Raw genomic sequence first — 11,217 nt, forward strand, 5'->3', positions numbered from 1 at the left:
CGCGGGCCCGGACCGCAGGTTTCACGTATGAGGGTGGCCTCGTTCACCCGCACTGGTACACCGCACACGCTCGGCACTCGCCGGGTTGACACGGTGTTACCGTGGTCGATCGGCTCCTTCGGCCCGCGGCGGCGCGTCCGTCCGGTGCGGACCCGCGCGCCGCGTCGCCTGAGCGAGGTGAACCCGGCACGTTTCCGCGGCGTCGCGACGTCCGCTGTGTCCAGATTGGGTGGCCGGGCGGGTGTTTCCGCCCGAGGCTCGCGCCGATCGAGGAGAGAACCCGTGCCGCCCAGCCCACACCTACCCCAGTACGACAGCTCGCCGCCGCCGGCGGCTCCGGACGCGCCGGGTTGGGAGGTGCTGGAGCTGGCGCGGCGCAGCGCCGAGGCGCATGCGACCTTCCAAAGGCTGATGACCGAGGCACACCTGGAGTACCTGCGCGTCACCGAGACCATCCTGACCGGACGTCTCACCACGCAGCCCCCGCCCACGGAGCCGGCCACGGAGCCGGCCACGAGGCCGGCCGACGGCAGCCCGGCGCAGGCCGCCGTTCCGGCGCAGCCCGACCGGCAGAGGTCGCTCACCGTCGCACCGCCGGCCGGACCGGCCCGTGGCCCGGGGCCGGAGGACCGGACGGCCGTCGTGCCGGATCCCCCGGTGGCCGCGATCGCCGCGGTCGCCGCGGTCCCATCGCCCGATCGCCCGGCTCCCACGGCCGAGGCCGGCGTGCTGGTGCGACCGGCACCGTCCTGGGTGGAGACCGGCCTGGGCGGGCACCCGCTGCCCGGCCTGGACGCCGGGCCGGTGCACATCGTCGACGGCGGCAGCGGCCTCGCCGCCGCGGTCGCGGCCGAACTCGCCGGGCGCGGCGTGGCCGCCGTGGTGAGCGACGGCCGGGGACCCGGCGGCGTCGTGCTCCTGAACGGCATGGCGGGCCCGGCGACCCCCGAGGATGCCATCGGCACCCAGCTCGCCGGCCTCCGGCTGGCCCGCGAGGGCGGCCGGCGGGGCGTCTTCGTGATCGTCGCGGACACCGTCGGCCGGCCCGCCGGCGCCTGGCTCGGCGGGCTGCGCGGCCTGGCCACGAGCGCCGAACCGGGACGAACGCCGGTGTACGTGGAGTGCGAGCGCGGCGCCCGCGGCCCCGCCGCCCTGGCCGTGCTGATCGCCGACGAACTCACCCGGGGCGCCGGTGCGCAGCGCGTCCGCCTGGCCGCGGACGGCACCCGCAGCATCGGCCACCCGGCCGAGGCCGAGCCGTCGGACTGGCCCGGGATTCTCCTCGGGCCGGAGCACCGGATCGGCGCGGACTCCGTGCTGCTGGCACACGACTGCGGCGTGGCCGTGGTCGACCTGGCCCGGGAGACCCGCTGCCGGTTGATCCTGCTCGGGAACACACCGCTCAACGAGGAGCCGCCCGGCCTGACCGACGCGCTCGACGAGCGGGCCATCCTCCGCAGGTTCGCCGCCGGGACGGGCGGGCCGGACGGCCTCGCCGGCATGCGGGCCCGGGCCCGCGCGCTGCTGACCGTGCGCGAGATCCGCGCCACGATCGAGGCCTGCGAGCAGGCCGGCGCCCGGGTCCGCTACCTGTGCGTCGACACCACCGAGGCGCTCTCCTTCGCCCTCGATCGCGTCCGGGCCGACTGGGGCCCGATCACCGGCCTCCTGCACGGCCCGGTGCTGACCCCGGCGGCGAAGTCCGACGTCGCGGCCGGCACGCAGCTCACCCACCTGGCGGCGGTGCTCGCGGCCACCGCCCGGGATCCGCTCGACACGATCGTGCTCTTCTCCGGTACGGCGGACCACCCCATGGTCGGCGCCGCGCTCGACCGGGTCGCCGAGGCCGAGCAGGAGCACCGCCCCGGCTGCCTCGTACGCTCGCTGACCTGGAACTCGCTGCGCACCGCGGTGGAGCCCGCGCGCGCCCGGCCGGGGACCGTGGCGGTGAACGCGGCGCGGTATCCCTGGATCGGCGATCACCGGCCGCAGGACGTCGCGATCCTGCCCCCCGCCGCCGGCCTGGGCTGGATGGCCGCGGCCGTGCGCGCGCTCGAACCCGAGGCCGTGCTCACCGGCTTCCGGGTGCTGCGCCCGGTCGCGACCGGGGAGCCGCAGACGATCTCGATCACCACCTCCGGCCGCGAGGTCTCGCTGGTCAACGGCGCCGGCGAGCCGTGCTACCGGGCCCGGTTCGGCGCGCCCGGCCGGGACCGCGAGTGGCGGCCCATCGGCGACCCGGCGCGGTTCGCCGGCAGCTCGGTCTACGCCGGCCGGCCGCTGTTCCACGGGCCGCTGCTGCGGTCGATCCACTCGCTGGGCGAGATCGGCCCGGCGGGGGTCGTCGGCACGGTGTTCGGCGCCGGGTCGCTGGGCTGGGCGGACGACGATCTGCCGGTGGACCTCGCGGCACTGGACGGGGCCGTGCAGCTCAGCGGGGTCTGGGCGATGGACGAACACCGCCCGGTGCTGCCGATGGGCGTGGCCGAGTGCCGGATCCACAGGTGGGGGCGGCTGCCCGGGCCGGCCCTGTGCGTGGTGGCCGACGGCCGGCGCGACGACCTCGGTGCCCGCTGCGACGCCGCCCTCGTCGGTCCGGACGGCGAGCTCTGGGCGGAGCTGCTCGGCATCGAGTTCGTGGCCCTCACGGCGGAGGCACCGGCACTCGGCGCGCCGGACCCGGCGAGCCGGGCATAACGCCGGACGGATCGGGCCCGTCGCCCGGTCCGGGTTCCCGCCACCCCGCCGCCGCACGGCAACCGACATACTGCTGCCGTGGCACAGCGCAGGCGGGGTGAGCGGCGGGTCGAGACCGTCGGCTCGGGAGTGGCCGAGCTGGTCGGTGACCCGGACCGGGCGTCGGGATGGACGCTGCTGCTGGACGGCGCGCCGCAGTCGCACGTCGACCTGGCCGATCCGACCCACCTCGAGTTCGAGTACATCCGCCGGATGGCCGCCGCGATCGACCTGATCGCGCCGCCCGGAACGCCGCTGCGGGTGCTGCACCTGGGCGGGGGCGCGCTGACCCTGCCGCGCTACGTCGCCGCGACCCGGCCCGGCTCCCCGCAGCGGGTGGTGGAGATCGACGGGCCGCTGGTCGAGCTGGTGCGCGAGGCGCTGCCGTGGGACGCGAAGGCCAAGCTGCGGGTCCGGGTCGGCGACGCCCGCGAGGCGATCACCGGCATGCGCGACGCCGGGTACGACCTGGTCGTCGTCGATGTCTTCGCGGGCACCCGCACCCCGGCGCACCTGGCGTCGGTGGAGTTCATCCGGGAGGTGGCGCGGGTGCTGGCGCCGGACGGCCGGCTGATCGCCAACGTCGCCGACGGGCCGCCGCTGCGCTACGCGCGTACCCAGGTCGCGACGATCCGGGCGGTGCTGCCGCAGGCCTGCCTGATCGCGGACGCCGCCGTGCTGCGCGGCCGGCGGTTCGGCAACCTGGTCGTGCTGGCCGGGCGGACGCCGCCGCCGGTGCCGGAGCTGAGCCGGCGGGTCGCCGGGGACTGGTTCCCCGGCCGGGTCGAGACAGATCTCGATCGATTCGCCGCAGGGCACGCGGCGGCGACAGACATCGACGCCGTTCCCTCTCCGGCCCCTCCCGAGGGACTGTTCAGCTCGCGCTCCTAGACCGGAGGGCGGCCCCGATTCAGCCGAAGGTGCCATCCGTCCCGCCGTGCGACATTTCAGCGCCCCACGACTTGTCTGTGCGCAGACGAGCCCGTCTAATCGAGGGATGCTGGACCGGCATTTTCTGTCTGTTTCCGGATCACCGATGCCCAGGACCGACCTGTTCGGCCCCCTGCAGGGCGGCGAGCGCGAGCTGTGGCGGGGCCGCTGCGCCGTCGCCGAGTACGCGTTCGACAAGGCCGCGTCCCTGCCCCGCTGGGCGCTGCCCGAGACGACCGAGGTCCTGGTCACCGATCACCGCGTGGCCTACGCGTACGCGTCCTCCGACGACGTCGAGGTGACCTCCGGTGAGCTGCGCTGGCTCTGGCCGCAGCACCTGCGGGTGCAGCCGGGCGAGCGGGCCGCGGGCCGGGCCGCCTCCGCGGCGCAGATCCAACTGGTGTGCGCCGCCTCCGACGGCACCTTTCCCGCGCTGGTCTTCGCGGGCGGCGAGCTGGCCACGCCCGGCGACGCCGACCGGCTGGCCAACCTGATCCGGCACGCGATCGCCCGCTTCCGGGTGGACAACGCCGGGCGCCTCGGCCTGTCGACGCCGCAGGCCCGGATGCTGTCGCGCCTGCTCATCGGCCCGGAGTTCAGCAACTACCAGGGCGGCGAGGGCCAGACTGTGACGTTGCTGGGCTCGCTCGTGCTGACCCGTCCCGACCAGCCCGCGGAGCCCGACCACGGCTCCGATGGGGACGACGACCGGATTGTGGCCGCCCCGGCCGAACGCACCAGGCGGCTGCGCGTCCGCCGTCCGGGCTTGGCCGCCGACGACGCCCGGGCGATCCGGGCCGCCGCGGCGGAGGCCGCCGCCCAGCTCGCCGAGCCCGGCCTGGCGACCCGCGCGGCCGACCTCGCGGCCCGGGTGGCCGGCCTGGTCTCGGGCTCGCCCGCTCCGGCCACCCCGGCGCCGGCCGCCGATGACACGCCGACCACCGACCTCACGGCCCGGGCCGCCAACGTGCGCCGCGCGCAGGCCCGCTTCACGGCGAACTCGGCGAAGGGCAAGGCCGGCGCGCGCCCCGAGCGCGGGATCGGCTCGCGGGGCAACCGCACCTGAGCCACCCGCCGGTCAGGCTCGGACGCTGAAGCACGAGCCGGCCCTGACCCGCTGGTCGTGCACCGCGTGCGCGCGGTGCAGCAACGCCATCAGCTCGGACTCCTGGCGGATCCGGGCCCGGTACCGCTCCGGCAGGCGCCGCAGGTGCGCCTCCTCGTCGACGAGCCGGTGGTAGATCTCGTCGCAGTACTTCGGGTCGGTCTCGATGTCGAGGAACTCCGTCGCGTGCCGGCGCGCCGCCGCGACGTACGTCTGTGCCCGGCCCTTCGGGCTGAGCAGCGAGGCGACCACGGTGATGACCAGTACGCCGACGATGAAGGCCAGCGACGTGCCGGTGCTGATCTCCACCACGTCGACGGGCTCGCCGGCGTTGATGAACGGCACGTTGTTCTCGTGCATGGCGTGCAGAATCAGCTTCACGCCGATGAAGGCGAGGATCGCGGCCAGCCCGTAGGACAGGTAGATGAGCCGGTCCAGCAGGCCGTCCAGCAGGAAGTAGAGCTGCCGCAGGCCCAGCAGCGAGAACGCGGTCGCGGTGAAGACCAGGTAGACGCTCTGGGTGAGGCCGAAGATGGCCGGGATCGAGTCCAGCGCGAACAGGATGTCGGTGCCACCGATGGCGACCATGACCAGCAGCATCGGGGTCAGCACCCGCTTGCCGTCCTGGACGGTGAAGAGCTTGTCGCCGTCGTACCGCTCCGAGGTGCGCAGGAACCGCCGGGCGATCCGGATGATCACGTTGTCCGCGGAACGGTCGTCGCTGTCGTCGCCCCTGAGCAGGCTGCCGGCCGTGACCAGCAGGACCAGGCCGAAGAGGTAGAAGACCCAGGCGAACGAGTTGATCAGTGCGGCGCCCAGGAAGATGAACGCGGTCCGGGCGATCAGCGAGAACACGATGCCGAAGAGCAGCACCTTCTGCTGATCGGCCCGCGGCACCTTGAAGCTGTTGAGCAGCACCAGGAAGACGAAGAGGTTGTCGACCGAGAGCGCCTTCTCGGTCAGCCAGCCGGCGAAGTACTGCGCGCCCATGTCGGGACCGCCGAAGGCGAACACGCCGAGGCCGAACAGCACGGCGATGCCGACGTAGACGGCGGACCAGGCGGCCGCCTCCCGCATCGACGGGATGTGCGCGCGCCGGACGTGGAAGTAGAAGTCGAAGACGATCAGTCCGGCGACGCCGACGATGGTCAGCGACCAGACCAGGCCGGACACCTGCATGACAACACGCTCCCAGGGAGGCCTCGGTCTTCGGCGAGATCCATCCTAGGGCCGATCGCGATTCACAGTGGACGACGTGCGGCCTACCGCCAGGTCGTCTCGTCGGTGACCGCGGCCTTCACCTGCGACTCGGTGAGGAACAGCGCGCCGGTCAGGTCGGCGCCACGCAGGTCGGCGCCGCGGAGATCCGCCCCGGTGAAGTCGGCCGTCCGCAGGTCGGCGCCGCGCAGGTCGGCACCGATCAGCACGGCACCGCGCAGGCTCGCGCCGCGCAGGTCGGCGCCGCGCATCCGGCGCCCGATCAGGTTCGCGCCGCCGTGATCGACGCGCCGGCTCCCGGCCCCGGCCCGGGCCAGGTCGCTGGCCTTCCGCAGCAGCGGGTTGACGCTGTTCCGGTACCCGGCCAGGTCGAGGGCCAGCAGCTCATCGGGGGTCCCGCCGGCGAGAGCCGTGGTCTCGTCCAGCGCCGCCTGCAATCGGGGCCGCAGCCGCCGCGCCGCGGGCAGTTCCAGCGCCTGGCTCACGTACCAGGCGAGTTCGTGAAGCTGCCGCATGACCGGCAGCACCGCGAACATCTGCCCGGCGATGCCGGGCGTGCCGCGCCAGTCCCGGCCGCCGAACGTCACCTGGGTGACCTGCTGGCCGGCGCCGAAGCAGTCGAAGACGACGCAGCCGCGGAAGCCCTTCTCGGGCAGCCGCTCGTGGATGCCGCACCGGAAGTCGCCGGCGAGGTTGGGGCAGGGACGCCCGGCGGGCTTGTCGAGGGCGAAGTCGGCGGACTTGGCGAAGGCGGGCGCGACGCAGCACAGCCCGGCGCACCGGCCGCAGTCCGCGCGCAGCTCGAGGGTGTCCACGTGACGACGGTATACGGGCTCCGTTTCGGGTTCGAAGTCCGAGATGCCGATTACCTCCCGTAACAATCCTTCCTGACTGAATGTAACAATGCGGCGTCCTAATGCCCACTAACCAGTCATAATTCACACCCATCCGGACGGGTGACTACATTCCGTAATGTTCACTACGCTCCGCTGGACCCCGATCCATGAGGAGACCCTGCTGATGCGTGCACGTAAGACGGCGATATTCACGACGATCGGCTGTGCTGCCGCTCTCGGCCTGACCGGCCCCGTGGCCGCGGCCGAGGCGGTGCCGACCATCTCGGCGCCGGCGAGCCGCACCGGGTTCGGACCGATCACCATCACCGGTACGGCGCCCGCGGGCGCGACGGTCGAGCTGTACGAGTCGGCGTACATCTTCAACGACTTCTACCCCTCGCCCGACTTCGTCAACGGCGACTTCGTCACCGCCACGGCGAACAGCTCGGGCAGCTACACCCTGACCCGGCTGCTCGACTCCGGCTTCCGCTTCTACGTGAAGGCGAACGGCATCGAGTCGGCGCGCATCTCGGTCGCGCTGGGAATCATCCCGACGATGACGATGAACGCCACGAACGGCACCGTCGACATCAGCGTCGGGGCCGACCCCGCCCAGCCCGGCCTCGACGTGCACATCCAGCGCGGCGACACCGGCGGCTGGACGGACGTCGCGGGCGGCGTCACCTCCGACCCGTCGGCCGTCTTCACGACGACCCTGACCGGGCAGGGCACCGGCACCAGGACGTACCGCGCCGTGATCGACGCCGACCGGGACAACAACCTGCTGGCCGGGCAGACCACGGCGGTCTCGCTCAACGTCGGCGGCGGAAGCGGCGGTGGGACCGGCGGTGGGATCTCCCCGACGCCCACGCCGACCCCGACACCGACACCGACACCGACACCGACCGCGCCGGCTCCGAAGACCGGCGACGTGCTGTTCTCGAAGATCGTCTACAACTCGCCGGGCACGGACACGGGCAGCAACACCAGCCTGAACGCCGAGTACGTCCAGCTGACCAACAAGACCAAGGCGACGATCAACCTCAAGGGCTGGACGGTCCGCGACGCCGCCGGTCACGTGTACACGATCACCGCCGACCAGCGGGTGGGCGCCGGCAAGACCCTCTACGTGCACACCGGCAAGGGCACGAACGGCAGGCCCAACTCGGGGCACCGCTACTGGAACCGCACCGGCTACGTGTGGAACAACGGCGGCGACACCGCGTACCTGCGTACCGGGAGCGGCAAGTCGATCGACTCCTGTAAGTGGGCCGCCGGCACGGGCACAACCTCCTGCTGAGCGGCCGCTCAGGTGCGGCCCTCCGGCTGGAGCCGGAGGGCCTGCCTTGTGGGTAGGGTGCCCGGGTGCCTGATCACCTGCCTGACTGCCCGTGCTGCGGCAACACCCTGTCCCCGGTCGACCTCGCGGTCCGCTCCGCCTGGCCGGACCCGATGCTCGCCCTCTCCGAGCCGGAGCGGGAGGCCACCTGGGGCAACCACCACCTGCGCCAGGCGGACGGCATCGGTGCGTTCGTCCGCTGCCTGATGCCGGTACGCCTGACCGGCGGCGGCAGCATCGAGTTCTCGGTCTGGCTCCGCGTCGACCCGGACGCGCTGCGGCACGCGCACGAGATCTGGGAGACCCCCGCGTACGCGGACCTGCGGCTGGAGGGCACCGTCTCGAACGGCATCAAGCCCTGGGACGACCTGCTCGGCGCTCCCGGCCGGGCCGAGGTCCGCGACCCCGAGTCGATCCCGTACCTGGTCGCGGACGAGGGCACCCCGCTGCACCGCATCCTGAACGACGAGTGGGACCGCGACGAGGTGCTGAGCCGCCTCACCTACGCCCTGCCCACCCCGGTGCGGCAGCGCATCACCGAGCGCTGGTCGCTGGAGCGCACGGCGGGCCTGGAGCTCCGCTGGCACGAGAACCGGCTCTACTTCGCCGGCCCCGGCCGCACGGTGCACCTCGACTCGCTGGGCCCGCCGCCCGGGCTCTCCCCCACCGAGGTGATCGCCGCGCTGACCGAGGACGCCCCGCGCGACCGCGACGGCGAGATCACGGAGGAGGACGGCGACATCCACCGTCAGGCCTTCTGGCGCCCGGCCCTCGAGGAGGGCCGCATCGTGCACAACCTGCACGGCTTCGTCGCCGTGCCGGGCGCGGTCCTGCACCTGGTCTGCGTCTACGAAGACCCGGACTCCCTGGCCTGGGCGCAGCGGGTGTGGCGCTCGGTCCGCCCCGAAAAGGTCTGAGCCCCGACCCCGTGCTAGCGTTACACAGGCGACGCGGGGTGGAGCAGCTCGGTAGCTCGCTGGGCTCATAACCCAGAGGTCGCAGGTTCAAATCCTGTCCCCGCTACAAATGAAGTGCAGGTAAGAGGCCCTCTACCCGGTCGGGTAGAGGGCCTCTTCGCATGCCGCGCCCTCCGCAGACGCGGAGGGCTCGAAAACACGGACGATGATCGATCTTGTTCAGGTCGCGCCAAGTTCAACTATTGGATGGGAGGCGTGCCTTGCACCACGCCGGCCTCCCATTTGGCGCCATCCTCCGCAGCCAGACGAACTTCCTGCGCACCGGACGGATGGAAGACCCGGTAAGCCCAGGGAACTCCGTCGCAGAGCGAATCGTCACCGCTCCCATTATTTGGGCTCAGATGGATCTGTCCTTTTCCGGAACAAGTTACGACGACCGTGTAGGACTGCCCTGAAGGATCGAACTTCGGAAGAGTCTCCGAACCCTTTCCGGAGCGGATCGGCAGCAGAACCTTCGCGCCGGACGGCAGCTTCAGGGGGCTACCTGGATCAGGGTTCGTGTCGGGCGGCGCCGATGCCGACGGCCCATCAGGCGCGGCGGCGGTCGGGGGTGAGGCCGTGTCCGCCTTGTCGCCATGGGTGCACCCCGACATGGCCGGGAGGCACAGCAGACCCACCACGAACGCTTTGTTGACCCGAAGCATCATTGCTGTCCACCCGTCAGGAGGTTCGACCTGAATATCACTTCACCTTGATCCAGCGCCACCGGATTGTGTACGGAGCGTGGCCCGAGCCGCTTTTGACGGTGCCCTTAGAACAGTTCGCATACAGCCAGTAAGTTTTCCACTTGAAGTTTTGACGCCAGATGCCGTACTCGGCCCGTGTGATGCGCCCGGCGCCGACCGTCGTGCGATGCGTTGTTCCGACAGTAGTCGACTTGCTCTTTGAGATACTTCCGTTGAGCGACGCCTTCACCTTCGAGAAGATGCCGGCGGACAGCTCCGCCTCCACGCCGACCGACAGCGCGTACGTGGTCGTACCGGCGGTGGTGACAACCACGGTCCAGTCATCTGACTGGTCATTCTGCGAGTTGTCATCGGTCTCGCGATACTTGATGTCGAAGGTGTTCTTCACCTTGCTCACGTTGTAGACGCGGTGCGTGGTGCAGTTGTCGCCACTCCAGGTCTTGTCCCAGGTGTCGAAGGGAAACGGATCGCCTCCCTCAGGATCCGCGTCCGGTGCGGGAATCAGATCCTCGTCACTCTCCTGCCAAATCGGATTTCCATCATCACCCTGGCCGACCGGCGTCGGATCGTCGGCATAGGCGGCGACCGCACCGGAACCTGCGAACATTCCTGCGGACAGAATCAGCGCTATAGCGCCCCGTTGAAGCAATTTTCGCGACACACTTCCCCCGTTTTCTTACGCCATATTCTGTTGATCAAACGTGATTAACATATTCACGCATCGATCCCCGCAGGTCAACAGCGCTTGAACATCCGAAGTGTCGGTAAAGCGATACAGGTCGGCAGTATTTCCATCGACGTCACCCCAACGCGGTCCTGCGAAATTGATCAACGTCTAATCCCTGTTCGCACTCTCGTCAGCAGCACCACGTCGCCCCAGAGATCATTTAGGCCCACGTGGTGCTGCCTGCCGTCACTGTCCGGCGCCTGTCGCGTTCATGCAGCGCTCGCGCTGAGCGCGCCGCATCGGTTGGATGCTCCAGTCCTGCAACCTGATTCCCGCCGAGGGCGGCAGCAGCGCTACAGACCTCTCACGGGCTTGGCACCCAGGCGGAAGCCGGCATCTGACCACCGGGCCCGAGTCAACGCGGGGAACTGCCCGCCGAACCCGAGCCACGGCTCCGTGTGTTCATCTCCGCGATCCCGATACGACCAGGGAGACCAAAAAGGCCCGCCCCCCGCTGGGGGACGAGCCTTTGGACTGCCACTTCTTCGTAGCGGGGACAGGATTTGAACCTGCGACCTCTGGGTTATGAGCCCAGCGAGCTACCGAGCTGCTCCACCCCGCGTCGGTAACAACAGCCTATCCTGCGGCCCGACCCACATGCAAAACGGGCCGCCGTAACCTGCCCCACACATGCTCGCGGCCCGCCGGTAACCCGGCGGGCCG

Annotated in this window: 8 protein-coding genes, 2 tRNA genes and 1 pseudogene; 6 read left to right on the top strand and 5 right to left on the bottom strand. The window is 71.2% G+C overall.

Annotated elements, in window-relative coordinates; genetic code table 11:
* Positions 1 to 282: 282 nt before the first annotated feature.
* The 3 genes from AB0F10_RS04215 to AB0F10_RS04225 all read left to right on the top strand — a co-directional run bounded on the left by AB0F10_RS04215 (position 283) and on the right by AB0F10_RS04225 (position 4,732).
* Complete coding sequence (locus tag AB0F10_RS04215) at positions 283 to 2,697, top strand: polyketide synthase dehydratase domain-containing protein (RefSeq protein ID WP_360620342.1); 2,415 nt, start codon at positions 283 to 285, stop codon at positions 2,695 to 2,697.
* Between the two features lie 78 nt (positions 2,698 to 2,775).
* Entirely contained in the window at positions 2,776 to 3,627 is an 852-nt protein-coding gene (locus tag AB0F10_RS04220; RefSeq protein ID WP_360620343.1) for a fused MFS/spermidine synthase, read from the top strand.
* A gap of 145 nt (positions 3,628 to 3,772) precedes the next feature.
* On the top strand, positions 3,773 to 4,732 hold the full coding sequence (locus AB0F10_RS04225) for a translation initiation factor 2 (protein WP_360620344.1): 960 nt from the start codon (positions 3,773 to 3,775) through the stop codon (positions 4,730 to 4,732).
* A gap of 237 nt (positions 4,733 to 4,969) precedes the next feature.
* On the opposite strand, the pseudogene AB0F10_RS04230 reads toward AB0F10_RS04225, so the two are convergent.
* Positions 4,970 to 5,950: pseudogene (locus AB0F10_RS04230) on the bottom strand (TerC family protein); the annotation flags it as partial.
* An 83-nt stretch (positions 5,951 to 6,033) separates the two neighbouring features.
* Entirely contained in the window at positions 6,034 to 6,804 is a 771-nt protein-coding gene (locus AB0F10_RS04235; RefSeq protein WP_360620345.1) for a pentapeptide repeat-containing protein, read from the bottom strand.
* A gap of 157 nt (positions 6,805 to 6,961) precedes the next feature.
* Here AB0F10_RS04235 and AB0F10_RS04240 point away from each other — a divergent pair, with 157 nt between their 5' ends.
* The 3 genes from AB0F10_RS04240 to AB0F10_RS04250 all read left to right on the top strand — a co-directional run bounded on the left by AB0F10_RS04240 (position 6,962) and on the right by AB0F10_RS04250 (position 9,187).
* Positions 6,962 to 8,125 (top strand): lamin tail domain-containing protein, encoded by a 1,164-nt coding sequence (locus AB0F10_RS04240; RefSeq protein WP_360620346.1) that lies wholly within the window; start codon positions 6,962 to 6,964, stop codon positions 8,123 to 8,125.
* 65 nt (positions 8,126 to 8,190) lie between these two features.
* Positions 8,191 to 9,081: a DUF2199 domain-containing protein gene (locus AB0F10_RS04245; protein ID WP_360620347.1), complete on the top strand. Its 891-nt coding sequence runs from the start codon at positions 8,191 to 8,193 to the stop codon at positions 9,079 to 9,081.
* A gap of 32 nt (positions 9,082 to 9,113) precedes the next feature.
* A tRNA-Met gene (locus AB0F10_RS04250) sits at positions 9,114 to 9,187 on the top strand.
* A gap of 133 nt (positions 9,188 to 9,320) precedes the next feature.
* Here the strand turns inward: AB0F10_RS04250 and AB0F10_RS04255 are convergent.
* The 3 genes from AB0F10_RS04255 to AB0F10_RS04265 all read right to left on the bottom strand — a co-directional run bounded on the left by AB0F10_RS04255 (position 9,321) and on the right by AB0F10_RS04265 (position 11,116).
* Positions 9,321 to 9,788 (bottom strand): hypothetical protein, encoded by a 468-nt coding sequence (locus tag AB0F10_RS04255; protein WP_360620348.1) that lies wholly within the window; start codon positions 9,786 to 9,788, stop codon positions 9,321 to 9,323.
* Positions 9,789 to 9,822: 34 nt separating this feature from the next.
* Positions 9,823 to 10,434: a hypothetical protein gene (locus AB0F10_RS04260; RefSeq protein WP_360620349.1), complete on the bottom strand. Its 612-nt coding sequence runs from the start codon at positions 10,432 to 10,434 to the stop codon at positions 9,823 to 9,825.
* 608 nt (positions 10,435 to 11,042) lie between these two features.
* Positions 11,043 to 11,116 (bottom strand) — tRNA-Met (locus AB0F10_RS04265).
* Positions 11,117 to 11,217 lie beyond the last annotated feature (101 nt).

The organism is Actinoplanes sp. NPDC026623 (assembly GCF_040638275.1).
Lineage (GTDB): Bacteria > Actinomycetota > Actinomycetes > Mycobacteriales > Micromonosporaceae > Actinoplanes.